General features: G+C 62.4%; 21 protein-coding genes. 10 read left to right on the forward strand and 11 right to left on the reverse strand.

Features of this window, described 5'->3' with window-relative positions; translation table 11 throughout:
* Nucleotides 1-295: 295 nt before the first annotated feature.
* From D7S89_RS20255 to D7S89_RS20290, 8 genes are all read right to left on the reverse strand, one after another.
* Nucleotides 296-616: a hypothetical protein gene (locus tag D7S89_RS20255; protein ID WP_147426716.1), complete on the reverse strand. Its 321-nt coding sequence runs from the start codon at nucleotides 614-616 to the stop codon at nucleotides 296-298.
* The gene (locus D7S89_RS20260; protein ID WP_121280450.1) at nucleotides 603-884 is read right to left on the reverse strand and encodes a PAAR domain-containing protein; all 282 of its coding nucleotides are present in this window, start codon (nucleotides 882-884) and stop codon (nucleotides 603-605) included. Before D7S89_RS20260 ends, D7S89_RS20255 begins: the two co-directional genes overlap by 14 nt.
* A 110-nt stretch (nucleotides 885-994) precedes the next feature.
* On the reverse strand, nucleotides 995-1,591 hold the full coding sequence (locus tag D7S89_RS20265) for a hypothetical protein (protein WP_121280452.1): 597 nt from the start codon (nucleotides 1,589-1,591) through the stop codon (nucleotides 995-997).
* A gap of 132 nt (nucleotides 1,592-1,723) precedes the next feature.
* On the reverse strand, nucleotides 1,724-2,323 hold the full coding sequence (locus tag D7S89_RS20270) for a hypothetical protein (RefSeq protein WP_147426717.1): 600 nt from the start codon (nucleotides 2,321-2,323) through the stop codon (nucleotides 1,724-1,726).
* A gap of 14 nt (nucleotides 2,324-2,337) precedes the next feature.
* A complete protein-coding gene (locus D7S89_RS20275; RefSeq protein WP_147426718.1) occupies nucleotides 2,338-4,215 on the reverse strand; it encodes a LysM peptidoglycan-binding domain-containing protein in 1,878 nt (625 codons plus the stop codon).
* 42 nt (nucleotides 4,216-4,257) lie between these two features.
* Nucleotides 4,258-4,806 carry a hypothetical protein gene (locus D7S89_RS20280; protein ID WP_121280458.1) on the reverse strand — a complete coding sequence of 183 codons (549 nt, stop codon included), beginning with the start codon at nucleotides 4,804-4,806 and terminating at the stop codon, nucleotides 4,258-4,260.
* A gap of 2 nt (nucleotides 4,807-4,808) precedes the next feature.
* Entirely contained in the window at nucleotides 4,809-7,811 is a 3,003-nt protein-coding gene (locus D7S89_RS20285) for a type VI secretion system Vgr family protein (RefSeq protein WP_121280459.1), read from the reverse strand.
* 287 nt (nucleotides 7,812-8,098) lie between these two features.
* A complete protein-coding gene (locus D7S89_RS20290; RefSeq protein ID WP_121280461.1) occupies nucleotides 8,099-9,613 on the reverse strand; it encodes an aminotransferase-like domain-containing protein in 1,515 nt (504 codons plus the stop codon).
* Nucleotides 9,614-9,730: 117 nt separating this feature from the next.
* On the opposite strand from D7S89_RS20290, the gene ltaE reads away from it, so the two are divergent.
* The 6 genes from ltaE (at nucleotide 9,731) to D7S89_RS20320 (ending at nucleotide 15,192) form a co-directional block, all read left to right on the forward strand.
* Nucleotides 9,731-10,765 (forward strand): low-specificity L-threonine aldolase, encoded by a 1,035-nt coding sequence (gene ltaE, locus D7S89_RS20295; protein WP_121280709.1) that lies wholly within the window; start codon nucleotides 9,731-9,733, stop codon nucleotides 10,763-10,765.
* Between the two features lie 27 nt (nucleotides 10,766-10,792).
* Nucleotides 10,793-11,566 (forward strand): arylamine N-acetyltransferase family protein, encoded by a 774-nt coding sequence (locus tag D7S89_RS20300; protein WP_121280463.1) that lies wholly within the window; start codon nucleotides 10,793-10,795, stop codon nucleotides 11,564-11,566.
* Between the two features lie 78 nt (nucleotides 11,567-11,644).
* The gene (locus tag D7S89_RS20305) at nucleotides 11,645-12,553 is read left to right on the forward strand and encodes an RNA polymerase sigma-70 factor (RefSeq protein WP_121280465.1); all 909 of its coding nucleotides are present in this window, start codon (nucleotides 11,645-11,647) and stop codon (nucleotides 12,551-12,553) included.
* Between the two features lie 86 nt (nucleotides 12,554-12,639).
* Nucleotides 12,640-13,092 (forward strand): carboxymuconolactone decarboxylase family protein, encoded by a 453-nt coding sequence (locus tag D7S89_RS20310; protein WP_121280467.1) that lies wholly within the window; start codon nucleotides 12,640-12,642, stop codon nucleotides 13,090-13,092.
* 121 nt (nucleotides 13,093-13,213) lie between these two features.
* Entirely contained in the window at nucleotides 13,214-14,311 is a 1,098-nt protein-coding gene (locus D7S89_RS20315; protein WP_121280468.1) for an OpgC domain-containing protein, read from the forward strand.
* On the forward strand, nucleotides 14,308-15,192 hold the full coding sequence (locus D7S89_RS20320; RefSeq protein WP_121280470.1) for an alpha/beta hydrolase: 885 nt from the start codon (nucleotides 14,308-14,310) through the stop codon (nucleotides 15,190-15,192). The genes D7S89_RS20315 and D7S89_RS20320 overlap by 4 nt, the downstream gene beginning before the upstream one ends.
* A gap of 24 nt (nucleotides 15,193-15,216) precedes the next feature.
* Here the strand turns inward: D7S89_RS20320 and D7S89_RS20325 are convergent, their stop codons facing one another.
* The gene (locus tag D7S89_RS20325; RefSeq protein WP_121280472.1) at nucleotides 15,217-16,284 is read right to left on the reverse strand and encodes an AI-2E family transporter; all 1,068 of its coding nucleotides are present in this window, start codon (nucleotides 16,282-16,284) and stop codon (nucleotides 15,217-15,219) included.
* A gap of 167 nt (nucleotides 16,285-16,451) precedes the next feature.
* Between D7S89_RS20325 and D7S89_RS20330 the strand changes: the two genes are divergently transcribed.
* From D7S89_RS20330 to D7S89_RS20340, 3 genes are all read left to right on the forward strand, one after another.
* On the forward strand, nucleotides 16,452-18,173 hold the full coding sequence (locus D7S89_RS20330; protein WP_121280473.1) for a S10 family peptidase: 1,722 nt from the start codon (nucleotides 16,452-16,454) through the stop codon (nucleotides 18,171-18,173).
* Nucleotides 18,174-18,641: 468 nt separating this feature from the next.
* Nucleotides 18,642-20,372 (forward strand): S53 family peptidase, encoded by a 1,731-nt coding sequence (locus D7S89_RS20335; protein ID WP_245983093.1) that lies wholly within the window; start codon nucleotides 18,642-18,644, stop codon nucleotides 20,370-20,372.
* 243 nt (nucleotides 20,373-20,615) lie between these two features.
* Nucleotides 20,616-22,019: an MFS transporter gene (locus tag D7S89_RS20340; protein ID WP_121280476.1), complete on the forward strand. Its 1,404-nt coding sequence runs from the start codon at nucleotides 20,616-20,618 to the stop codon at nucleotides 22,017-22,019.
* Between the two features lie 13 nt (nucleotides 22,020-22,032).
* Here D7S89_RS20340 and D7S89_RS20345 read toward each other — a convergent pair whose 3' ends face one another.
* Nucleotides 22,033-22,614: a GNAT family N-acetyltransferase gene (locus tag D7S89_RS20345; protein ID WP_121280478.1), complete on the reverse strand. Its 582-nt coding sequence runs from the start codon at nucleotides 22,612-22,614 to the stop codon at nucleotides 22,033-22,035.
* A 122-nt stretch (nucleotides 22,615-22,736) separates the two neighbouring features.
* Nucleotides 22,737-23,657, reverse strand: coding sequence for a LysR substrate-binding domain-containing protein (locus D7S89_RS20350; RefSeq protein ID WP_121280480.1), 921 nt, complete (start codon nucleotides 23,655-23,657; stop codon nucleotides 22,737-22,739).
* A 114-nt stretch (nucleotides 23,658-23,771) separates the two neighbouring features.
* Here D7S89_RS20350 and D7S89_RS20355 point away from each other — a divergent pair, with 114 nt between their 5' ends.
* Nucleotides 23,772-25,025, forward strand: a complete 1,254-nt coding sequence (locus tag D7S89_RS20355; RefSeq protein ID WP_121280482.1) for an MFS transporter — start codon at nucleotides 23,772-23,774, stop codon at nucleotides 25,023-25,025.
* Nucleotides 25,026-25,055: the final 30 nt, after the last annotated feature.

Genomic DNA, 25,055 nt, shown 5'->3' on the forward strand with positions numbered 1-25,055 from the left:
AGCCGAGGGAATACTCTGCATCGTGCCTCCGATCGTGACGTCGTGCGAATGCCCTCATTGTTGATACTCGGGAGCTTGTGAGGGCGGGATGCGACTAGCCTCCAAGCTCCTTCAGGGCACTACGTGCATCGCACGTCGTCATTAAACCTGAGGCCGGCGGTAAGGGGTCCTGCTAACTTTGCCAGGATGGCGTTGGCTCATGCTCGGCGCGCCCCCTTTCGGGATGTCCTTCGCCGGGCTCGTCGCAGGCGGGAGACTGCGTGCGGAGGCTGATGGGGTTACTGCGCTAGCCCTCTCAGTCTCCCCAAAAATCCTCGTAAAAGGTCGTTGCTTTTCCGTCGACGACCATCTTGTATACGAACCCCTCGGTGACGCGTTTTGACGTAGCCACAATGGTATGGCCGTCCAACGAAAATTTTTCGCCGACATCGTTGTCGTTGCGCAGAACGCCTTCGATGACAGCAGTTGAATAAGGCAATCCCGCCGTAGGATCGTTTTCATTCTGCGTGATACCGAGCATGTTTTTATTACGGCTCGCTTTGGGGACAATCTTCGCAGCGTAGAAATACTTCAGCCCGCGAAGTTGAATAGTTATATCAATATCAATCGGCCACACTCGCGGCCGTGCTCCCAATTAGCGTACAGCCGCATTCTGTACGATGCCCATGCAGGGCAACGCGCTCCCCGCCGATCGTGAAGGTCGGGTGAGCCTCGATGATCTTGTTCACTCCGTGCGGACGCCCGTCGGGATACTTTTCCGGACAGTCGACAAGATCATGCAGGCGGGCAATCGGTTTGCCATGAATCGTATGATCTTCCGAGCCGGAAATGACTTTTCCCCCGTGGGAGGTCTGATCGCCGACAACGATAATTTGCGAAGCCATCTCAAGTCCTCTCAGAAATTTCTAAACGAAAGGCGCCGATGCGACGGACTCCGCATCGAGATCGACGCGCGCTGCGCAGAAATCTTAGTGCAGCGCGCTCGACGTTTGCATTAGTCCGGAAAAGGGTCTTCGTAGAGCGAAACAGCCTTTCCATCGACCTTCAACTTGTATTCCAGCCCTTCGCCGGCACGCTTTACCGAAGTCGAAATATTATGCCCTTCGATAGAAAATTCTTTCGGAACGCCTTCGACACCGCTTAGCTCGCCTGCAACGACAACGGACGAGTATGGCGCCGCTTCCGTTGGATCACTTTCACCTTTCGTGAGAGCCCGCATATACCTATTTTGACGTGCCTTATCGACAAAATTAGCCGAATATATGTGCTTCCACCCGCGATTTTTTTTAAAATGATCAATAGAATCAGGATCATCCTTGTACTCTGTAAGCAGATCCGACAGCTTAACCTCAACTAGGTTATCCACTCGCAAACAGCACCGCACAGCGGCCCCACTGTCGCCAACCTGAAGTGATGTGAATACCGTTGGTTTAACCAACTTCTCGTTTAGCATCACATAGCTCGGCTTCTTGCTAGCGGTAGCTGCCATGGGAGAATCGAGAACCGGAATCCGCTCCCAAAGGCCCACGCTCTGCGCTTGGCAAACACCGCTCAAAAAAACAATCAATGCACCCCAAAACACTCTTTTCATAGATTCCGCGAATTTTAGTCTCTGACGCTCGCGGGCGCATTATCAATTATGCGTGCGACCGCATCCTGTGCGGTAACTGTGTAGTGCGCACGCTGCGCAAAAATCTTCGCGCAGCGCGTTCGACGTTGCGCGTTAGTCCGCGAAAAAGTCTTCGTAGAACGAAACGACCTTCCCATCGACCGTTAAATTGTATTTCTTCCCTTCGTTCCCGACACGCTTTGCCGAAGTCGAAATACTATGACCATCGACGGAAAATTTACTCGGGACGCTATCAACATTACCTAGCTCGCCAGCAACAACAACGGACGAGTATGGCGTCGCTTGCTTTGGATTATTTTCGTCCTGCGTGACGGCCAGCATACTCTTATTTCTATGAACTTTATCGACAAGATGCGCCAAATAAATGTACTTCAATCCGCGGACATTTTTAAAATGTTCTACATCATCCGGAGCACCCTTATACTCTGCGAGCAGATCCGGCAGCTTAACCTCAACCGGGTTATCCACTCGCAAACAGCACTGAACCTCGGACGAACTTTCACCAATCACGAGCGCCGTAAATACCGTCGGCTTAGTTAACTTCTCATTTAGCATCACATAGCTCGGCATCTTGCTAGCCGTCATCGCCATTGGGGAATCATAAACTGGAATCCACTCCCAAAGGCCCACGCTCTGCGCTTGACAAACGCCACACCAAAGAACAATCAATGCACCCAAAAAGACTTTTTTCATAAACTCAACCCAATTTAGTGACCATTTTCCGACCAGTGCATCGTTTCACCGTCGAAATACTTCACACCGTACAGCGCGCCAAATGCCTTCAATTCGTCCCACGTCCGTACGTGGATGTCATTACCATCAGGATCCTTGATCATCTTACCCAGGTAGCCAGTGATATTAAGGTCTACCGCCTTCCCCTGGCAGTGCTGCGATTTCCCCGGCTTCGCTGCCTTTTGCGAGATCTTGTAGCCGTGACACATCGCGACCGCTGCTCTCTTCGAAGCCTCCATGTCAACCTCGCCAGACTGTGTTCGATGTACCCAATCGATCGGTACGCCAGCAAACGGAGGCACTTTATCGGGCTGCGCCTTCCCCTGTTTTATCATCAACGCCCAGTACATCAAGTACGTGCGAGGAACGGGACGAAATGCAGCGTTGATTTGAACCGTGGCACCCGCTGCCCTGAGCGCATTAATGAACCCCGTCGCCTTGGCCCTGTAACCCGGCTCCAACGAGTCCAGAGAGTTACTCCCCTCGAAGCGTGAACACCAAGCCGGGCCGCTCGGCTCAAGCGTGGCAGAACTCACTAGGGTCTCGGGGTGTCCGTTATCGTTGCGTTGGTGTGTCACCCCCGATTCGCGTTGATGGCCCGAACCTGCAGGCTGAGCGGCCTGAGCAGCAGGCGGCGCGCTGTGCGACGCCCCGTGTGCCGGAGCATTTGCTGCGGCCGGTGGGCGTGCCGCCCCATGCGCGTTTCCAGCGCCGGGCGGCGGCACCGCCTGCGACGAGTGCTGATCTCCCGCCCCCGGCAATTGCCCTGCCCCCGCTGCGCTGTGGGTCGGGGTCGGTGCGGACGGCTGCGGAGCGCTGGCCGCACCACCTTGGGCCGGCACGCTAGCCGCACTGTTCGCGCCGGCGGCACCTCCCGATGCGCCGCTTGCCGCAGAGCCGCCTCCCGACGGCTTAGCCGCGGGAGCACTCGCGCTTGCCGCCGCATTGGCGTGCTGAGCTCCCCCGCCATGCGCAGCAGGGATCTTCAAATGCTGACGAGCGTAAATGTGATTGGGGTCGGCCAAGCCATTGACTGCCACCATCGCATCCACGGTCGTGCCGTACTTCGCCGCGATACTGGACAACGTCTCTCCCGCGAGCACGACATGGATACGCGGACGCTCGGTCTCCTCGGTCTTGTGGACCCACGGCCGAGTGGGCACCAAGTGATAGGGCGCATTGAACGTATAGCCCGTCGCGGCAGACGTGCTCAACCAATTCCCCACGTGTTCCAGTTCGTCGTGCGCGCGCTTATAAAGAATATGCACGTCCTGCCCCAGCAATCCGCTGTAGAGCCAGGGCAGTTCGCCGTTCTCGTCCGTCACGACATCGACGTGCGCGTCCGTTCCCTTCACTTGGAACGCCTGCTTCGCGAAGGGCTGGTTCAGCTTGTCGCGCACGTCGACTTGGATTGGCTTCCCCAGGACCTTGATCACGCCCGGCTTCCAGCCTTCCTTCAGTTCCATCGACGCCGACACCGCTTTGAACTTGTCCTCGCTCAACGAGCCGACGACGTCCGTCTCGGACACCCCGGCCCGCCCGGTCACGAACTTGATGTAGCCTTCCGTGTCGTTCTGCTTCTTGGGAGCATAGGCACTGATCATGTTCCTGATCGTGGAGTTTCCGTATTGCTCCTTCAAGACTTTGACGTGGGCCTGATGTCCCGTCTCCCGATCGGGAAAAATGATGAACGGAACCTTATCGGTACTAATACGCAACCCGTAGCCGATCGCCCCGGGCATCATGTATCTCGAAGGTTTCGTGACGTTCCCGGGATTGTTGAAGCGCCAAGCAAACGAACCGCCGATATACAGCGTCTCGTTGCCCTCGGCGTCGAAATAGTGGACCGTCAAGTGCTCTCGGTCATAAGTTGCCCTAACGAACATACCGTGCCCCTATTTCTTGAAGAACTCTTTCACCAGGCCGTCGCTGGCGTTCAGGAATGGCTGTGTGCTCTGAAACTTCTTGTCCTGATCGAAACGCACGAAATCGGACTCGCCGTGATATCGGTACGTCGTAAACTCGACGCGTGCCGGCTTCAGGTAGAGATCGGGCGGGTTCGCGCCGATCTTCTCCGCTTGCACGACGAACAATGACCCGCGCTCACAGTAGAGGGCAATCGCCTGGACATTCGAGTCCGCAGATTCAAATGACCGGAAATCGGCGACGTCGCTATCGGGCTGGCGCACCCGAACATGCAGCCATTGATCGCCAGGATGATTCGGAGCGACGAACGTCGTGTAAGTGTCGTAACTGTGCGCAGTCCCGACGTTGACGAAGGCTTTCACCACCTTCAACGTATCGGTACCGACGTGTACGTCGTTGATCCCGTCAGCCAGGTCGATCGGCTTGCGTGCGGGAATGTTCGTGCACTCGGCGCCGTATGCGCCGACCGTGCACAACGCCGCAACTAGAATTGCGGCGGCCTTTGCTGCCATCTTCATTGTCATTCTTCCCCGTCGAGAATTGCCTGTTTGATGTCGGGATGACTGAAAACCAACTGCTCGAGAAGCGCCTTGCGCACCGCGTCGCTGCTACTTGGGCTGGCCGACGCCCCTGCGCCCAATGCCGATTGCAGTGGCTTTCCGTCCCCCTCCTCGCTCGAGCCGGCCTTGCCCGCTGCGCTATCGACGAGATCGCTGAACCCTGGGGAGGGAGCGTCCGAATGGTCGAAACCGCACCCGCAGTCTTCGAGAAGATGCTCGGCTTTCTCCCAAGGCCCCTTGCTGCCGAGCAAGACGGTCAGCGCCTCCGTACTCTTGTGGAAGACGCGCTCGGTCATGCCGTGATCATCCAAGACGCCGCTGCTGATGACCTTCCCGGCCGAATCAATGTATTGGTACGGAACCGACGACGCTTGCCCCGCGATCCATTCATGAATTTGCTTATCGACCGCGACCCTCGCGCTATACGGTTTCGGAATTTGCCCCGGCCAAGGCTGCTCCGTCGCAGGCAGCTGCGCGGGCCCTACTATTTGGAAGCTCGCGGACTTCATCGTGATTTCGCCCGGACATCCCAATTCGATGTTCCCGTTGGCAATCTTGATGTAAGCGCCGCCGCTCGTGATCGTAATGCCTTGCTTCGACGAGACGGTCATTTGCCCATCCGTACTGACGAGCTTGACGTCCTTATCGGCGGCCAGCATCAACCGCCCGTCACTACTCGTGACCGTCAGATCACGAAGTGCCGTGAGCGCCATTTCATCGCTCTGGGCTTCGATTTCGACTTTGCCTTTCCCGGCGAAGAGCTTCATGCCGGCCTGCTGCGCGAACACACTGACCTTCTCGACTACGCTCGCGACCAATGACTTTCCGGTTGCAAGGTAGGTGTTCTGACCACTCACCAGATTGACGTGCTGATCGGCGGCGATATGTGTCGACTGCTGGGTCGACACGCCGACACCGGCCGGACTCGCCAGCAGCAAAATCGGGTCGGCGAAGCCGTTGGCGCCTCCGGTTCCTCCCCCTGCCGTGCGGCCGTCCAACAGGTCGCCGGCGATGGCAAACTGCGTCGTGTCGGTGAATGCACGCAACGCGTCACGTCCTAGTTTCAGTCCCTCCGCCCGGTTCTGTATGCCTGCTCCCGACACCGCCTCCATCACGCTTTCCGCATTGCTCAGCTGCGATGCGGCGTGGCCCACATCGAGCGGCTGGCTGGCCGTCGTGGGATGCGTGGAAACATAGAGGCCTTGCCCTGCGCGAATCGCGCCGTAGTCGGTCGACTTCAGATCGAAGCCACTCCCAAGGTACGCCCCGCGCGTGTTGTCCGAGTGATCGACGAGATAACCCAAATGCAGATGCGAATCGGCACTCGTCGAATAAAGATGAATGCGGTTCTGCCCCGTGGAGTCATCCATCACGAGCTGGTTATAGCCTCCACCGCCGTACTCCTTGGACCGGAATCCCGATAGCAGCGCGTTCGTGTGCCAGGTCGGCGGCGTATCCCCGCCATGCATTCTTCCCATGATGACCGGCCGGTCGCAGTCCCCTTGCACGAAGCCGACCAGGACCTCATCGCCCGCCCGCATCGGAAAGTGTCCGCCACGGGTAGAGCCGGCATCGGGAAACGCCGCGCGAATCCAGCACGATGCGCTCTCATCCTTCCCGTTGCGACGGTTCCAGGGAAACCACACCTTCACGCGGTTGAGGTGGTCCGTGAAGGCCTCTTCGCCGTCCGGCCCCGCGACGATGCCCGATTGCAATTGCATGACGGGCTTCTCATGCTCACGCGGACTGCGGAACGGCGTGCGACGTCGCTGCGCCTCGATCTCGACTTGAAAGAAGCCCTCGCTGCCATCGCCATGCTTGACGACCACCCCACCGCGGCCCGCCGCAGCAGCACCGGCGATCTCCGAGCGCAGGCTCTCCGGGAAATCCGCCACCTCGTCCATGCCGGGCAGATTGTTACGCATCGCCCAAGCAGCGGAGAGAATCACGAACTCGCGATCGCTGGAACTGCCCTTGTCGTGCACAGGGTGTCCGGTGAGCGTGAACCAGTATCCCGGCATCGCCGAGCGCAGACTGCCCACACCATGGAAGCGCTTCGATTTCGATTGCCACTCGTCGAGCCGCAACTTCGCCTGGTTATCGCCGTGATCAGACTCACCCCAGGTATAGGCGCCGGTGTAGTCGTACACCTCGCCTTGTGACGGAACGGAGTCGTTACGGCCTACGTCACCCGTGACGTGCTTGGGCAAATCCGGGCGCTTGTAGTCGAACGTGCGCGTAGTCAACGTCGCGCTCTGGATTTCCTGCTGTTCCTTCCATTGCGCGAGGCCATCGGCTTCCTGACGGACGCCTATCCGCACGAACTTGACCGTCTCCGGCTTCAATTGCGGCACGAAGTACAAATCGTCCATCAACACGAGCTTGTGCGACTTGCCGTCTTCCGCCTGTTCGATGCGACCGAAGACCCCCGTTTCCTCCAAGCTGCGATGGACGAAGTTCCAGTCATATTCCCATTGCACACGATAGGAATACGAAGGCATCGATTGCCGCAGATCGAAACGATACGCGCCCCGCGCTTGCGGATGTTCGTTGAAAACGTCCGCGATGATCTGCTCGCCGGTTGCCTCCTGCCAGTCGCGCATATCGCGGCGCAAGTGCAGGAAGTACATCCACGACGAAAAGCGGAGCTGATAGAAAGTCAGGTAGCCATCGGAGCCGAGACGCGACGCTCCGTGCACATAGCCGTGATGCGGCTGATAGGAACCGTCCGCCTGTTGTATCCACAGCGTGATGGCCTTACCGACCAGCGCATTCAGATCGATACGATCGCCCCGATACGAAAAGGCGTCCACGACGAATTCGTAGTCGCGTCCGATACGCGAAGTGCCTTTTACGTAGAGCGGAAAGAGCCAATCCTCACCCAAGCTCGTGTCGAGCTTGAGCAAACGATTGCGTTGCGAACCCCCGTCGTAAACCGCATCTAAAAGCTTATCGTAAGCCATCCCGCGTTCCCTCTTTAGTTTGCCGGGCTATTCAGCAGGGAGCGGATTTTAATTCACGACCGTGTAGAAATCGACAGCCTCTCTCCCGAAGTAAGAGATTAGCATTTCTTTTCGCACTTTTTACATGAAATCCACACCATGAATTAGGTAAAAAATACCTAATTCACAGCAATTATCGATGGACCGACCGGTAAGCATAATTAGCGCTGCCGCTAAAGCCGCGCGGAAGTGCGGGCAATGCCGCCTCTACGATTGCTATTTCCAGCAATGTTCTTCCCGCCGTCCGGTCACGGCAGCGAGCGTCCGTCATCGCGAACCGCCTGTCGCGCCAACACCCCAAGTCGCTCGACGGCGGCCTCGAGCTCGCTCGTCCACTGATTGCCCGCATTCAAGCGCAGACAATCGTCATAAGCCCCGCCCTCACCGAACAAATGCCCCGGCGCAAAACCGATGCCCTCGGCACGCGCGAGCTCGAACAGCGTGCGTGTACTGATCGCGCGCGAGCCCAGCGCGGGCAGCTTCGCCCATAGCACGAAGCCGCCGGCCGGGTCGGTCACCTGCGTACCGTCAGGAAAATAACGCAGCACGGCTTCGCGCATGACCGTCAGCTGCTGCCGCAGCGCGGCCTTGAGCCGCCGCAGATGCAACGCGTAGCCGCCACTCGCGAGCATCTCGGCAACGGCCGCCTGCTGCAATTCGGCCGTCGCCATGCTCGTCGTGTACTTGAGCGCCTTCACGCGTTCGGTAAATCGCCCCGCCGCGAGCCACCCTAAACGCAAGCCGGGACACAAGCTCTTCGAAAACCCGCCGCACAACAGCACGTTGCCGTGCGTATCGAATGCGCGCACGGGCGCGGGCCGCGTCTCGCCGAAACAGACGTCGCCGAAAATGTCGTCCTCGATCAGCGGCACGTCGCGCTCGCGCAGCAGCTTCACTAGGGCCTCCTTGGCCGCATTGCTCGCCACGCTGCCCAGCGGATTGTTGCCGTTCGCCACGGTGACGACGGCCTTGATCGGCACATGCGCGAACGCCTCCTTCAACGCGTGCAGATCCATGCCCGTCTCGGGGTGGCACGGGATCGGCCATGCCTTCACCTCGAGCGCACGCAACATTTGCAGCAGTACAAAGTAAGCGGGCGACTCGATCGCCACCACGTCGCCGGGCCGCACGACTGCGCGCAATGCAAGGTTCAGCGCCTCGACGCAGCCGTTCGTGATGACGAGCTCGTCGGGATCGAGCTCGCACGCGTACTGCATGGCCTGCCGTGCAATCTCGCGCCGCAAAGCCGGATAGCCGGCGCCTCGCACATGCGAGCCGACGAGATCGCGATGCTGATAAGCGAGCCGGCGCAGCAACACGCTGAAGCGATCGATCGGATACAGCGACGGTTCGGCCGACGCCAGATCGAAGCGCACCGCACACGGCTCGCCGACCATCGCGAGATGATCACGTGCCTGCGAGTCGAGCTCGGGCGGCGGATCGGACCAGCGGTGTGCGAGCTTGTCCGACGCCTCGCCAGACACGCCCTCGACACTCGTGCGTTTGCTGCGCCTCGCCCGCTTCGCGACGAAGTAGCCCGAGCGCGGCCGCGCCTCGATGCGTCCCTTGGTCTCGAGCCAGCGCAGCGCCTGCAACGCCGTCGTGAGGCTCACACCGTACTGCGCAGCCAGCGTGCGCACCGACGGCAGGCGGCTGCCCTCGCCGAGCCCGGCTTGCTCGATGCCATCCGACAGCCGCTGCGCGAGTTGCCGATACAACGGCTCGGCAGGCTCGTCAGATGAGAGTGGCGCGTCGCGTCGCATGACCTGTCCTGTGCTCTTTCGCAAAATCTGTTATGTAACAGATTCGGCGCTGTTGTGCATAGTCCGGCGACACACGGCATGCCACCATGGCCACACTTTCTGGATCAGGAGGAAACGATGAGCGCAGCAGTTCTGCAGTACGACTTTCGCAGCGATACCGTGACTCGCCCAAGCCCGGCGATGCGTGCCGCGATGGCCGCGGCCGAGGTCGGCGACGACGTGTTCGGCGACGACCCCACCGTCAAGCGCCTCGAGCAGCAGGTGGCCGAGCGGCTCGGCAAGGAAGCCGGCCTCTATGTCCCGTCGGGTACGCAATCGAACCTGATCGCGCTGATGGCACATTGCGAGCGCGGCGACGAGTACATCGTCGGCCAACAGGCGCACTGCTATCGCTGGGAAGCCGGCGGCGCCGCGGTGCTCGGCAGCATTCAGCCGCAGCCGCTCGCGAATCAGCCCGACGGCACGCTGCTGCTCGCCGACATCGAAGCCAACATCAAGCCCGACGATCCGCACTATGCCCGTACGCGGCTGCTCGCGCTCGAGAACACGATCGGCGGCAAGATATTGCCGCAGACGTACGTCGAAGCGGCGACGGCACTCGCGCGCCGCCACTCGCTGAGCTGCCATCTCGACGGCGCGCGCGTGTTCAACGCGGCCGTCGCGCAAGGCGTGCCCGTCGAGACGCTGGCGCGGCCGTTCGATACCGTTTCGGTGTGCTTGTCAAAGGGCCTCGGGGCGCCGATCGGCTCCGTGCTCGTGGGCCCGGCCGCGCTGATCGCCAAAGGTCGGCGCCTGCGCAAGATGCTCGGCGGCGGCCTGCGCCAGGTCGGCATTCTCGCGGCAGCCGGGCTTTACGCGCTCGAGCACAATGTCGAGCGGCTCGCCGACGACCACGCGAACGCTCAGGCACTCGCGCAAGGGCTCGCCAAGCTGCCGGGCCTCAAGGTCACGCCACCCGATACGAACATCATCTTCGTCGAAGTGCCCGCCGACATTGCACCGGCCTTCGCCGAGCATCTGGCCCAACACGGCGTCAAGGTGACGTCTGCCTACGGCGCGACGCGTCAGCGCTGGGTCACGCATCTCGACGTCGACCGTGCGGCCGTCGAGCAAGCGCTCCTCGTGGCATCCCGTTTCTTTGCAAATCGTTGAACATCGTTGATCGAGAGCCCCCATCACATGCAGGCAACCAATTTCTCCCTACGGCATTACTTCGAACGAATCGGCTTCAAGGGCGAGCCCAAAGCCGACATCGCGACCGTCACCGAACTCATGCGCTGCCAGCTGTTCACGGTGCCGTTCGAGAACGTCGACGTGCAGGCGGGCAAGATCGTCTCGCTGGTGCCCGAGGAGATCGTCGAAAAGATCGTCGGCGACGCGCGCGGCGGCTATTGCTATGAAGTCAACGGCGTATTCGCGATGGCGCTGCAAGCGCTCCGCGTGCCCTATCAGTTCGTCGCTGCGCGCCCCATGTTTTATCCGGCGCGGCGGCCGCGGACGCACATGGCGCTCGTCGTCACGCTCGACAACACGCGCTGGCTCTGCGATCTGGGCTTCGGCAGCTACGGCATCCGTGCGCCGATGAACCTCGATCTGCTCGATGTCGAAGTGCAGCAAGATGCCGATACGTTCATGCTGTCGCGCGGTGACGACGGCGTGTATCTGCTGCGTGCGCTCGTCGACGGGCAATGGGTCAACCAGTACGGCTTCGATCTGTCGCCGCAGGAGTGGGTCGATTTCGTGCCGGCCAACTATCTGAATTCGACGCACCCCGAGTCGATCTTCGTACAAAAGCTCGTCATCGTTCAGCACAATGCAGAAGGCCGCAAGATTCTCGCCGGCGATCTACTGAAACTCGTAGCGCACGGCCGCACGCAACAGCGTACGATCGCAGCCAGCGAACGAGCCGACGTGCTCGCACGCGAATTCGGTCTGTCACAGACGACACAATAAGCGCCGCCACCGCGGTTACACACTCGGGGGCGGCGCCGTCTTGGATTCCTGGCCGCACTTTCATCGATCGTTACCGTCATGACTACGACAGCCCTGCCCCCCGGCACCCACGGCAGCGACGCATTCGCGCCGCTGCGCCCACGCCTTTACGCCATCGCCTATCGCATGCTCGGCACTCGTGCCGATGCCGAGGACGTTCTGCAAGACGCCTGGCTGCGCTGGCATCAAACCGATCATGCCGTCGTGCAATCGGCCGAAGCCTGGCTCGTGACGACCGTCACGCGGCTGGCGATCGACCGGCTGCGCGCGGCCAAGGTCGAACGCGAATCCTATGTCGGCTGGTGGCTTCCCGAACCGCTCGTCGAAGTCGATGAACATACGCCCGAGGTAGCGGCCGAGCTTGCCAGCGAATTGTCGGTCGCGCTGATGTGGGTGCTCGAGCGGCTGTCTGCCGAGGAACGCGCGGCCTTTTTGTTGCGCCAGGTATTCGACCGCGACTATGACGAGATCGCGGCGCTGCTCGGCAAGAGCGAGGTCGCCTGCCGGAAGGTGGTGCAACGCGCGTCGGAACGCGTGCAGGAGGCGCGCGTGCGCTTCGACGTGTCGCAAGACGCGCATCGCCGGGTCGTCGAGAATTTCATGCGCGCAGCGCAAAGCGGCGAGCGCGACGCGATCCAGGCCCTGCTCGCCGATGACATCGAGCTCGTCGGCGACGGCGGCGGCAAGGTGGCGGCGTTTCTCCATGTGGTGCGCGACGTGTCCCAGATCGCGAATCTGTACTGGAGCTTCCGGGAACAGCAGTCCGAGCGGATCGTCTATCGCACCGCATTCATCAACGGCCAACTGGGCCTGCTGCGCTACATCGACGGCAAGCTCGAATCGGCGCAGGCCGTGGCCACCGACGGCGAACGCATCACGGGCATTTACGCGGTGCGCAACCCGGACAAGCTGGCCCACGTGCCCGATTTTTTGGGCGCGAGCAGCTGAGCTGTCACAAACTCGCGGTGTGCCCCGTCTTGTAGGGTAAGGAGGCCGCAAGGGGCGGTCTCCAACCCTCAAGAAAAGGTACAGCAATGGCACACACCGCCCGCATCAACTACTTCCAAGTCGCTCCGAAGTCGTTCCGCAACCTGCTCGAGCTGTCGAACGGGCTGCGCCGCGATCTGCTCGGCGAGCGTCTCGTCGATCTGGTCTTGCTGCGCGCTTCGCAGATCAACGGCTGCGCGTTTTGCATCGACATGCACTGGCGCGACCTGATCCGCCTCGGCGCCGATCCGCGGCACGTGAACGCCGTGGCCGGCTGGCGCGAGGCGCCGTTCTTCAGCGAGCGCGAACGCGCGGCGCTCGAATGGACCGAGATCGTCACGGGCACGCCGCACACGGACGCGAGCGACGAGGCGTTCGCCCGCCTGCGCGAGCACTTCACCGACGAGGAAATCGCCGAGCTCGGCTTCGTCATCGTGACGATCAACGCCTGGAATCTGCTCAACGTGCAGTTCCGCAATCCGGTGCCGCTCGAGGTCTGAAGCCGCCTCATGGGTGGGTGCATGAGGACGATAATCTGCCGACCTGAGCGAGGCCGACGGCCGGTCTCGCTTAAAATCAGCGGCGTTCGCCATCCCGGCGCATCGCCGCGCTCTTCGCCTCATGCAGAAATCGCCGCAACGCTCCATCGAGCTCGACTTCTTTCGTGGGCTCGTGCTGCTCGTCATCGTCGTCGATCATGTCGGCGGCAGTATCTTGTCGCGCTTCACGCTGCATAGCTACGCGTTCAACGATGCAGCCGAAGTGTTCGTGTTCCTCGGCGGCTACGCGGCCGCCACCGCCTATCTGTCGCTGAGCGTCCGTCACGGTACGTTCGCGGCCATCGGGCGATTCGCCAGACGCGGATTCGAGATCTATCGCGCGTTTCTCGTCACGGCCGGGCTCATGCTCGCGATCAGCTGCGTGCTGCATGCATGCGGCGTCACCGCGCCCAATGTTGCCGACGACGATGTGAAAAGCCTCGTCGAAGCCCCCTTGCAGACGCTCACAGAAATCCTGTTGTTGGAACGTCAGCCGTATCTGGCCTCGGTGCTGCCAATGTATGTGGGGTTCGCTCTGCTGGTGCCGCTTGCCGTGCCGCTCGCGCGGCGCAAGCCGTGGCTGCTCGCTTGCGCCAGCGTCGCGGTGTGGGCCGGCGCCGCACTGGCCAGCGACTGGCTGCCCACGACCGACGACGGCAGTTGGGATTTCAACCCGTTCGCCTGGCAGTTGATGTTCGCGCTCGGCATCCTTGCGCGCTGCCAACCCCTCTATCGGACCATCAAGGCACACCGCATCGGCCGACATGCCAGCCTGGCCGCCGCCTTCGTGGTCGCCACACTGGCCTGCGCCAAGCTCGCCGGCTTCGGCAGCGATGCCGACTTTGCCGTCAAGTCCGATCTCGGGTGGCTGCGCGTCGCCAATTTCGTCGCGCTCGCCTGGCTCGCCGCCGATCTCGTGCATGCGGGCTGGATCGCGAAGGCCGCACGCAAGCTCACCTGGGTCAACGCGATCGGGCGCGACGGACTCGTCTGCTTCGTCGCCGGCACGGCCATTTCGCTGATCGTCGACTCCCTGCTTTATCGCGTCACGGACGGCTTGCTGCACGTGCCGTTCGGCCTCATTGCCGATGTCGTTGCCATCGCCGCGCTCGTCGCCGTCGTGCGCGTACGCACGGCGTATCGGTCGCGCGTATCGCCGGTGCGCGTCGCGCCCTCATGAACGCTCGAACGTCCGCCTTGGCGCGGCGCCTCGCCACGCTCGTCGTCGCACTGGCCGCCGCGTCGCTCGCGATCTGGAGCGCTCACGCCCCGGCGAGCACCGTGCAAACCCATACGTTCCATTCGGCCACGCTCAGGCGCGATTGGCCCTATACGGTCTACCTGCCCGACGGCTACCGGTCAGGCAACGCGCACTACCCGGCCGTCTATCTGCTGCACGGCAATGGCGGCAATGCCAACGATTGGCTCACGCAAGGGCACTTGCAAAGCACCGCCGACGCGCTGATCGCGCGTGGCGCAATCCCGCCTGTCGTGATCGTGATGCCGCAAGGCGGAACCGACTGGTATGTCGACAGAAAGGAGCCGATCGAGACTGCCTTCTTCGAGGATCTGCTGCCCGAGATCGAATCGCGCTACGCGGTGGCCGCGCAACGCGAAGCTCGCGTGATCGGCGGCGTATCGATGGGCGGATTCGGCGCGCTGCGTTACGCGCTGCTGGCGCCCGAGCAGTTTTGCGGCGTGTTGTTGTTGAGTCCCGCGATCTATGCCGACCTGCCGCCCAGAACATCGGCTGCCCGCCGGGTCGGCGTATTCGGCTCGACGCAATTCGATGCGAGCGTCTGGCACAAGCTCAACTACCCCGCGCTATGGGACGCGTACATGAACCGGCCCTGGCGTCCTGCATTCTTCATCGGTGCCGGGGACGACGATCTACCGATCCAGTCCGAGGCCGACTCTCTCTACACGCGCCTGCGCCAGGCCGGCAACCCTGCCTCGCTACGCATCGTGGGCGGCGGCCATACCTGGCAGGTCTGGCGGGAATTGCTCGAGCCGGCGCTGATCCATGCGCTCGCCTGCACGAAGGCCCGCGGCACGCACTGACAGCCCTACCCGTCGGCGTCAGCGTCAGCGAATCGACTCGCGCCACATGACGGCCAGCACCGTCATCAGCGCGGGGCCGATGAACAGGCCCACGAGCCCGAATGTCTGCGCGCCGCCGAGAATGCCGAACAGCACGAGCAGGAACGGCAGGCGTGTCGCGCTGCCGATCAGGATCGGCCGTACGAAATGGTCGGCGATGAACACGATGACAACGCCCCACACGAGCACGCCGACCGCCGCGGCCATCGAGCCTTGCAGAAACAGCCACAGCACGGCGCCACAGAATACGATCGGCGCGCAAAACGGCAGCATGGCGGCCACGGCCGTCAGCAGGCCCAGCACCGCGGCATGCGGCACGCCCGTTACCACATAGGCAACGCCGATCAAGACACCCTCGCCGAGCCCCACCACCACGAGCCCGCTCACCGTCCCGCGCACGGCCGCCGCCATGCGAATCGCGTGCTGCGCGCCCTCCGCGCCGAACATGCCGCGCACGGCCTTGAGCAATTGCTCGGACAGGCGCGGCCCCACTTGCAGCAGCACGAACAACGTGAGCAGCATGAAGCCGAAATGCACGATCCCGCGCAAGGCCAGCGCACCGAAGTGCCGCCCGACGTCGACGACGGCCTGCCCATGGAGGCTGCCCATCGCGGAGGGGCTCAGCAGTGGCTGGGCCAGATTCGCTTGCCACCACTCATGGATCTGCGTAGCGAATGGCAGTCGCGCGAGGAAGTCGGGCTCGGGTATGCCGTTCGCCTGTGCAGCCTTGAACCACCCGAGCAGATCATGGGCTTCACGCAGCGTCTGGGCGAACAGGAACGCGAACGGCAGCACGACGAACAGACCCACCGCGAGCGTCAAGCCGAGCGCGACGAGCGTCGTGCCGGCCCGCCCGCTCCGCGCGACGGTCAGCCGAAGCAGCGCGGGCCATAGCGCGATCGCAATGACGGCAGCCCAAACGATGGCCGGAATGAACTCGCGTATGACCCACAGTGCGAGCGCGATCAGCACGATGTTCAGCACGAGCGAGGCGGCGCGCTGCCACTTTTTCTTGTCGGACGATGCGAATTCGGCAGGGGGACGGGAGGACATGATGGAAGACTCGATTAATCGGGGGGCGATCGCCGACATCTTAAAGGACTTGACCGATCGTGCGGTATGCAAGGGGCCGCCTTGACTTGCTGCGTGCTCGTGGACAACCTGTCGTCGACAACCTAAGCTGCACTGGCACATTCGCAGCACCGATGCCGGGAGCAATCATGTCCCTGCCGTTCGCCCTCCAGCCGCGCGTGGCGCGGACAATCCTGGCCACCACATTGTGCGCTTGCGCGCTTACCTCCTTCGCGTCGGCCACGAGCGCCGCCATCGCCGACGAGGAGCTAGACCAGGAGATCCCCGAGCACGCGCACAGCGAGGCACGCGAGATCCCGCCCCCAGCCGTTGCGGCCACGGCCAGCTCGGCCGCGTCCGGCGTAGTGGCCTCTTCGAGCGCTACCGCGGCATCGCCGCCCTCCTCCCCCGCCGCTTCGGCCACAGCCGTTCCCCCCGAGCAAGCCAGCGTCAGCCGACATTCGCTGCGCGTGGACGGGCACAAGCTCGATTACACGGCCACGGCCGGCAATCTGCTGCTGCGCGACACCAAAGGCGAAGCCGAAGCCAGTGTGTTCTACGTGGCATACACCGTACCGACCAAAGACAGCGCACAGCGTCCCGTCACATTTCTCTTCAATGGCGGCCCTGGAGCGGCCAGCATCTTCTTGCTGATGGGCTCGGTCGGCCCGAAGCGCGTGCACACCGCGAGCCCGGCCGCCACACCACCCGCGCCCTATGTGCTCGCCGACAACCCCGACACACTGCTGAACCAAAGCGACCTCGTGTTCATCGATGCGGTGGGCACCGGCTTCTCCAAGACGGTCGGCCGCGCCACGGGAAAGCGCTTCTGGGGCGTGGACGACGACCTCGACGCGTTCGTGCGCTTCATCGACCGCTACTTGACCACGAACCGACGCTGGAATTCGCCGAAGTTCCTCGTCGGCGAATCGTACGGTGCCACACGGGCCGCGATGCTCGCGTACCGGCTCGGCCAGCACGAGATCGCGCTCAATGGCGTCGTGCTGCTGTCGGCCGCGCTCAATGCCAACGTGCACGCGCCCGGCTACGATCTGGCCGCCGTGGGCGACGTACCGACCTATGCAGCGATCGCGTGGTATCACGACAAGCTGCCCCTGCCGAAGCCCCCCGACCTGCCCGCGTTTCTCGACGAAGTCCGCACGTTCGCGGCCGGCCCGTATGCGTCCGCGCTGGCCCAAGGCGATACGCTGCCCGACGCGCAGCGTGACGCCGTCGCGGCCCAGCTAGCACGCTATATAGGGCTCGAGGTCCAAACCATCCTCGGCGCGCGCCTGCGCATCCGACCATCGCAGTTTCGCAAGCAGCTGCTGCAAGCGCACAGGCACAGCGTGGGCCGGTACGACGGCCGCGTCGAGGGCGTCGACACCGACAACGCCTCCGACACGCCCGACTATGACGCATCGGAACGCTACATCACGAGCGCCTTCGACGCTGCGCTGCACCAACACCTCGCCCAAGATCTGCACTACGAAGCACGCGAACCGTACCGCGTGTTCAACGACACGGTGTCCGCTATGTGGGATTGGAAGCACCGGCAATGGTGGGGAGAGCGACTGCAGTTGCCGTACGCAGCCGGCGATCTGGCGGAGGCCATGCGGCAGAACCCGCATCTACGGGTGCTTTCGGCCAACGGCTACTTCGACCTGGCCACACCGTTCTTTTCGACGGAATACGACCTCACGCACATGGCGCTCGAGCCGTCGCTGCAGGCCAACCTGCGCATCACGCACTACGCGAGTGGCCACATGATCTATCTCGACGACGCGGCACTGCGCGCACTCAAAGCCGACATGACCGATCTTTATAATGCGGCCTTGCATGCAAGCAACGTGCCCAAAACTGCGTATTAAACGTTTTATCAACACCTTTAGCAAAATGGATTCACTTAGATATAAGCAAATTACGAGACACTTAATATATTCATTAGAGTAATCATTCGATGTGCTACACAACCCCAATTCATTACAAATAGCCAGCAACAACGCTGCAAAACATTTTCAAATCGGCAAATTTCGCACAAATACGGCGCAAATCACGCCCCACAAGCCGGCAAAGTATATCTAATTAAATACAGACCGTCATTTACACTACCATATTTAATAGCTACACGAGCTTATTTTTGGCTTGTTAGTTTAGGCATGCTCAATGATTAATTGAGCATTTCTCAATGAAAGTCAATGACAACAAAGGCTCGAGACGGCAGTTAATCTCCAATCCGTTGACTTACCGCTATCCCGCGGATACGGCGTCTCCCGGCGTTGCAATCCTAGGAGGTCAAATTGAAGTCGACTTTGAAAGCGAAGCGGTCGGTATCTGGTTTGTATAAAGGTGCAGCATTGGCGTTGCCGCTCGTGTTCGCTGCGCTGCCGCTGCATGCGGCCACGGCGCCCACGACATGGGTCAGCACCGAAACGAAGGCGTTCCTCACGCCCGAGCAGTTGAAGACGTTCGCGACCGGCCCGCAGATCGAAGCAGCGGCAGGCACGCCCGCGAATGTGGTCGTCGCGCTGAAGGTGCGCAACCTCGCCCAGCTGAAGGCACTCGGGCAATCCGTGACGACGCATGGCGACGCACGCTATCACAAGTTCCTGACGAGCAAGGAGTTCATGGCGAACTACGCGCCGACGCAGGCACAGGTCAATAGCGTCGTCGCTCACCTGCGTTCGAGCGGCTTCGTCAACATCCGCGTGTCGAAGAATCGCCTGCTGGTCTCGGCCAGCGGTACGGCCAGCACGGTCAAGCACGCGTTCAACACCTCGCTCGTGCACTTCCGCAAGGACGGCCACGAGGTGTACGCGAACACGGCGCCGGCGCAAGTGCCTGAAGCCCTCGGCGACAGCGTGCTGTCGGTGCTCGGTCTGCAGAACGTGACGAAGGCGCACACGTACGCCGTCAAGGGTCCGCGCACGCAGGCGAAGATCCTCGCCACGGGCACGGAAACGGGCCACTACCCGACCGAATGGCCGACGATCTATAACGTCGGCAGCGTGCCGACGGCGGCGAGCACGAACGTCGCCATCATCACGATCGGTGGCGCGAGCCAGGCCACGCAGGACTTGAACCAGTACACGAGCGCGAACAACCTGGCGCAGGTGAACGTCGTTGCAACGCCGACGGGCGACCCGAACGGTGACTACAGCGACGACCAGGAAGGCCAGGGCGAGTGGGATCTCGACAGCCAGGACATCGTCGGCGCAGCAGGTGGCGCGGTCAGTCAGCTGACGTTCTATGAAGCCGATCAAGGCGCCTCCGGCAACACGGGTCTCACGCAGGCGTTCAACCAGGCCGTCAGTGACAATACCGCCAAGGTCATCAACGTTTCGCTGGGCTGGTGCGAAACCGATGCCAACGCGGACGGCACGGTAGCAGCCGAAGACCAGATCTTCGCGACGGCTGTGGCGCAAGGTCAAACGTTCTCGGTATCGTCGGGCGACGAAGGCGTCTACGAGTGCAACAATCGCGGCATTCCCGACGGCAGCACCTACTCGATCTCGTGGCCGGCCTCCTCGCCGAATGTGATCTCCGTGGGCGGCACGACGATCTACACGAACTCGAGCGGCGGATGGGCCAGCGAAACGGTGTGGAACGAAGGCGTCGACGGCAACGGCAAGCTGTGGGCGTCGACGGGCGGCTTCAGCGTGGTCGAGCCGAAGCCGTCGTGGCAAAACTCGCTGAAGGTGAGCCCGACGCCGACGGGTCGCGCAGTGCCGGACATCTCGTTCGATGCGGCGCAAGGCTCTGGCGCACTCGTCTACAACTACGGCCAAATCCAGCAGATCGGCGGCACGAGCCTGTCCTCGCCGATCTTCGTCGGGTTCTGGGCGCGGTTGGAGTCGGCCAACTCGAATTCGCTGGGTTTCCCGGCGTCGAGCATCTACAGCGCGGTACCGGCGACGCCCTCGCTCGTGCATGACATCACCTCGGGCAACAACGGCGACGGTGGCTACGGCTACAACGCCGGCAAGGGCTGGGACTACCCGACGGGCTTCGGTAGCCTCATCATCTCGAACCTGCAGTCGTACATCAAGTCGCACTCGTTCGCTCGGTAAGCATTCCCGAGCAATGCGAGTGACGGGCCGGTCGTCGTCCCACTATTTGGTGAGACGACGGCCTGCCCGGGCTTACCAGGCGTAACGGTCTGCCGGTCGTCGCCATCTCGGCGGCGACCGGCTCCCGTTCCAGCACGTCGTTGTTGCATGCACAACAGATTGTTGTGCTAAGCAATTCGCGCAGCATGGAAGACCGGGCGCATAATCCAGGCTTTGTGACACCGCGCCGCAGCGTCGTTTTCCATGCCGCTTGCCATCAAAGCTTTCATCGTCCCCTTGATCGTTGCCTGTGCCATGTTCATGGAGAGCGTCGACGGCAACATCATCGTGACGGCCCTGCCCTCGATGGCCCGCGATTTCGGCAGCGACCCGGTCTCGCTGAAAGTCGCGATCACGAGCTACGTGATCGGCCTCGGGGTGTTCATTCCCATCTGCGGCTGGCTGGCCGATCGATTCGGCGCCCGCAGCGTCTTCCGCACAGCCATCGTCATCTTCGTGGCGGGTTCGCTCATGTGCGCAGCCTCACACTCGCTGCACATGTTCACGTTCGCGCGTTTTCTGCAAGGCGTCGGCGGCGCGATGATGGTGCCGGTCGGGCGCATCATCATCTTCCGCGCCGTGCCGAAATCGGAGTTCGTGCGCGCGATGAACTACCTGAGCCTGCCCGCGATGTTGGCGCCGGCCGTAGCCCCGCTGCTCGGCGGCTTCATCACGACGTACCTGCACTGGCGCCTGATCTTCTTCATCAACGTGCCCGTCGGCGTGCTCGGCATCTATCTGACCAACCGCTACATCATCAACACGCATGAGCCACACCCGGGGCCGCTCGACTGGATCGGGTTCATGCTGTCGGCGTGCGGCGCCTCGCTCATGCTGCTCGGGCTTTCGCTGATCGGCAGCGAGCTCGCATCGAATCGCACCGCGTTCGAAATGTGCGTGACCGGTGCGCTGCTGCTCGTGCTCTATGTGCTCCATGCTCAACGCGCCGAGCGGCCGGTGCTCGATCTGCGCCTGCTGCGCGTGCCGACGTTCCGCGCGAGCGTGCTCGGTGGTTCGATGTTCCGCATCGGTCTGGGCGCCGTGCCGTTCCTGCTGCCTCTCGCGCTTCAGGAAGGGCTCGGCATGTCGGCATTCCACTCCGGTGCCATCACCTGTGCCTCCGCGTTCGGCAGCATGTTCATGCGCTCGATGACGACCAACGTGCTGCAGCGCTTCGGCTTTCGCACGGTGCTCATCTACAACGCGGCATTCTCGGCCATCGCGATAGCGGCCTACGGCACGTTCTTTCCAGGCACACCGGTCTGGCTGATCTGGATCGTCGTGCTATTCGGCGGCTTCTTCCCGGCACTGCAATTCACGAGTCTGAACTCGATGATCTACGCCGAAATCGCGAATGCCGATGCCGGACGCGCCACGAGCCTCGGCAGCGTCGTGCAGCAGATGTCGCTGGGCCTGGGCGTGACGGTCGGGGGAATCGTGCTGCAAATCGCGCGAGCGCTGCACGGCCATGCGCACGCGACTTGGGCGGACTTCTGGCCTGCGTTCGTCGTCGTCGGGCTCTTCTCGCTAGGTTCGATTCCGATTACGCGCGAGCTTGCGCCCGACGCCGGCGACGAAATCGCCCGAGGCCGCGCAGCAAGCGCCTAAGCCAGGCCAACGCTCACGCTACCGCGCGTTCGGCGGGATTGATCAACGACGTGAGCACATGATCGGCCCATTGGCCGTCGATCTTCAGGTAAGAATGCGCGAAGCCTTCCCGCTCGAAGCCCAGCCGCGCCAGCAACCGCCCGCTGCGTTCGTTCTCGGGCCGGTGATTGGCCATGATGCGGTGTAGGCCCACTGTGTCGAACGTGTAGGCGATCGCTGCCGTCAGCGCTTCATGCATGAAGCCGCTGCCTTCGAACGCATGCCCGAGCGAAAAGCCGAGGTGGCAGGCCTGGAAGACCCCGCGCACGATATTCGTGAAGTTGCAGCAGCCAATCAGCGTGCCGTCATGTCGGGTCAGCAGCATCAGATACAGCGCGCTTGCCGCGGCCATGTCCTGTTCCGCGGCCGCGAGCCTGCTCTCGACGGCGTGCAGCGAGTAGAACTCGTCGGGGCGCGCGGGCTCCCAGCGTTTGAAGTGCGTACGATTATCGAGCGAATAGCGCTGCAGCGCCGATGCATGGTGGCGGCTTGCGGCCTGCAGCACCAGGCGTTCGGTCAGCAAACCTTCCACCGGAAACGGAGCAGCAAGTGACATAGCGGGATCGATGTGACGACGATGAAAAACGTAGGCGCAATAGCGTAGCGGAAAACGCCGCACGGATCGACATCGGCACGCGGCACGAGGCACGACGCCCGCTGCGTCAAGCGCGCCGCGCCTCACGCTGCCGCTGCCTGCCCTTCGCTCACATAGCCACGCACGGCTTCGAGGACGATCGTCGCGAGTTGCTCGACGGGTGGCGCCGGTGTGCTCGACGCGCGCAGCAGGATCAGCGGCAAGGTCGGCAACGCAGGCAGCCCATACGCCGCAGCATCGAGCATCTGCACGGTCGACGGCAGCCCGTAGTGCGTGCGCACGGCTACACCGAGGCCTGCCGCTGCGGCAGCCCAGAGACCGGCGAGGCTCGGGCTCGTCAATGCCACGCGCCAGGGGATGCCGGCTCGATCGAGTGCCGTCGTCGCGATATCGCACAGCATGCACGGCCCGTCGAACAGTACGAGCGGCAGCGGCTCGCCCGCTTGCGCATCCCATTGCAGCGCATCGGAGCCGATCCAGCCAATCTGCGGCTTGGCGAGCAGGACGCTGGCTCCCGCCGCGTGACGCGCGCGCATCGACAGATTGAGATCGTCCCATGCGAGCGCGAGATCGAGCTCGCCAGCGTCGAGCCGCACCAACAGATCGGTGTTGCGCGCCACCCGCGCCTCGATACGCACCTTCGGATGAGCACGCGCAAAGCGGCCCAGTACGCCCGGCAATAGCGACTCGCCGAAATCCTCCTGCAAGCCGAGCCGCACCCAGCCCTCGAGATCGGTGCCGCGCGTCGCCGACGCCGCCTCGTCGTTGAGCTCGATCAGACGCCGCGCATAGCGCAGCATCACCTCGCCGGCATCGGTTAGCGCGAGCCCACGGCCCGACTTGCGAAACAGCGGCGTGCTGGTCTGCTCTTCCAGTTTCCTGATTTGCGCGCTGACAGCCGACGTCGAGCGCCCCACGCGATCAGCCGCTTTCGCGAAGCTGCCGAGATCGACGCCCGTCACGAAGCTGCGCAGCGCCGCGATATCGAAGTTGACTTGGCTCATGTCGACTCAACCATCCCGTTTTTCTGAACAATGAATTCACAATTATCTGATTTTCAGGATGATCATAGGGTGCGACACTTCGTCCGTCAAACAAACAGACAAAAGGACTTTCAGATGGACACTCAATACCTGGTCAACGTGCCGGCACCGGCTTCCGCGCGGTTCGGCGCTGAGCATCGGTGGAAAGTGCTCGCCGTCGGCGTCGCCGCGAATGCCAGCTTTTCGGCCGCGGCAACCGGCCTGCCGACCACGGCCGTGTGGATGCGTTCGGGCTATCACCTCGGCAACGCCGAACTCGGGCTCGTGCTCGGCTCGATGGGTTTCGGCCTCGCGCTGTCGGAACTGCCGTGGGGCTTCGCGACCGATCGTTTCGGCGATCGTCCGGTCTTGATGACGGGCTTGCTCAGCACGGCTTTGGCCCTCGTCGCGATGTCGCTGTTCGTCGTGCCGTCGCTGACGTCGATTCCCGGCTTGTGGCTGCTCGTGGCTGGCATGTGTCTGGTCGGTCTGCTCGGCGGCAGCGTCAACGGCTCGAGCGGCCGTGCCGTGATGAGCTGGTTCAAGGAAGGCGAGCGCGGACTCGCGATGAGCATCCGCCAAACGGCGGTGCCACTCGGTGGCGGCCTGGGCGCCTCGATGCTGCCGTCGCTTGCGTCGTCGCATGGATTTGCCAGCGTGTACGGCACGCTCGCGGCCTTGTGCGCGATTTCGGCCGCGTTCGCGTGGCGCTGGCTGCACGAGCCGCCGCAGGCTGGTGCCGTGACGAGCCAGGCTGTCGAGCGCCCGACGCGCAGCCCGCTTGCAGATCTGCAAATCTGGCGCGTGGCACTCGGCATCGGCGTGCTCTGCATGCCCCAGTTCGCGGTGCTGGCGTTCGCCAGCATCTTCCTGCACGACTTCGGCCATCTGGGCACGGCCGGCATCAGCGTGGCGATGGCGACTGTGCAAGTCGGTGCGATGATCATGCGCGTCTGGAGTGGGCGCCATACCGATCGACGCGGCAACCGCCGCGGCTACATGCGCGGTTCCACGCTCGTCGCGGTGCTGTCGTTCATGGTGCTCGCGGCAGGCGTCGCCTTCGAGCGTCATGCGTCGATCGCACTCGTCGTGGCAGCGCTCGTCATTGCCGGCGTGTGCGTCTCGGCCTGGCACGGTGTCGCCTATGCCGAGCTCGCGACCCTGGCCGGCCCGGCTCGGGCAGGCACGGCGCTGGGTCTTGCCAATACGATCGTCTACGTCGGGCTCTTCCTGGTGCCGGTCGCGATTCCGCATCTGCTAGCCGCGAGCTCGTGGTCGATCGTTTGGCTCGTAGCCGGTGCGATCGCCCTAACGGTCTATCCGCTGTTTCCGAAGCCCGTACAGGCGTAAGCGCCATGCCGTGCCGACGTGTGGCCTCGC

Source organism: Trinickia fusca, from assembly GCF_003628145.1.
Taxonomy (GTDB): domain Bacteria; phylum Pseudomonadota; class Gammaproteobacteria; order Burkholderiales; family Burkholderiaceae; genus Trinickia; species Trinickia fusca.

Excerpts from the sequence above, each read along its gene's own strand:
- D7S89_RS20340 (WP_121280476.1), top strand. The coding sequence starts at position 20,616 with ATGCCGCTTGCCATCAAAGCTTTCATCGTCCCCTTGATCGTTGCCTGT.
- D7S89_RS20350 (WP_121280480.1), bottom strand. The coding sequence starts at position 23,657 with ATGAGCCAAGTCAACTTCGATATCGCGGCGCTGCGCAGCTTCGTGACG.
- D7S89_RS20260 (WP_121280450.1), bottom strand. The coding sequence starts at position 884 with ATGGCTTCGCAAATTATCGTTGTCGGCGATCAGACCTCCCACGGGGGA.
- D7S89_RS20270 (WP_147426717.1), bottom strand. The coding sequence starts at position 2,323 with ATGAAAAAAGTCTTTTTGGGTGCATTGATTGTTCTTTGGTGTGGCGTT.
- D7S89_RS20285 (WP_121280459.1), bottom strand. The coding sequence starts at position 7,811 with ATGGCTTACGATAAGCTTTTAGATGCGGTTTACGACGGGGGTTCGCAA.
- D7S89_RS20355 (WP_121280482.1), top strand. The coding sequence starts at position 23,772 with ATGGACACTCAATACCTGGTCAACGTGCCGGCACCGGCTTCCGCGCGG.
- D7S89_RS20305 (WP_121280465.1), top strand. The coding sequence starts at position 11,645 with ATGACTACGACAGCCCTGCCCCCCGGCACCCACGGCAGCGACGCATTC.
- D7S89_RS20320 (WP_121280470.1), top strand. The coding sequence starts at position 14,308 with ATGAACGCTCGAACGTCCGCCTTGGCGCGGCGCCTCGCCACGCTCGTC.
- D7S89_RS20315 (WP_121280468.1), top strand. The coding sequence starts at position 13,214 with ATGCAGAAATCGCCGCAACGCTCCATCGAGCTCGACTTCTTTCGTGGG.
- D7S89_RS20310 (WP_121280467.1), top strand. The coding sequence starts at position 12,640 with ATGGCACACACCGCCCGCATCAACTACTTCCAAGTCGCTCCGAAGTCG.
- D7S89_RS20345 (WP_121280478.1), bottom strand. The coding sequence starts at position 22,614 with ATGTCACTTGCTGCTCCGTTTCCGGTGGAAGGTTTGCTGACCGAACGC.
- D7S89_RS20325 (WP_121280472.1), bottom strand. The coding sequence starts at position 16,284 with ATGTCCTCCCGTCCCCCTGCCGAATTCGCATCGTCCGACAAGAAAAAG.
- D7S89_RS20290 (WP_121280461.1), bottom strand. The coding sequence starts at position 9,613 with ATGCGACGCGACGCGCCACTCTCATCTGACGAGCCTGCCGAGCCGTTG.
- D7S89_RS20300 (WP_121280463.1), top strand. The coding sequence starts at position 10,793 with ATGCAGGCAACCAATTTCTCCCTACGGCATTACTTCGAACGAATCGGC.
- ltaE (WP_121280709.1), top strand. The coding sequence starts at position 9,731 with ATGAGCGCAGCAGTTCTGCAGTACGACTTTCGCAGCGATACCGTGACT.
- D7S89_RS20265 (WP_121280452.1), bottom strand. The coding sequence starts at position 1,591 with ATGAAAAGAGTGTTTTGGGGTGCATTGATTGTTTTTTTGAGCGGTGTT.
- D7S89_RS20280 (WP_121280458.1), bottom strand. The coding sequence starts at position 4,806 with ATGAAGATGGCAGCAAAGGCCGCCGCAATTCTAGTTGCGGCGTTGTGC.
- D7S89_RS20330 (WP_121280473.1), top strand. The coding sequence starts at position 16,452 with ATGTCCCTGCCGTTCGCCCTCCAGCCGCGCGTGGCGCGGACAATCCTG.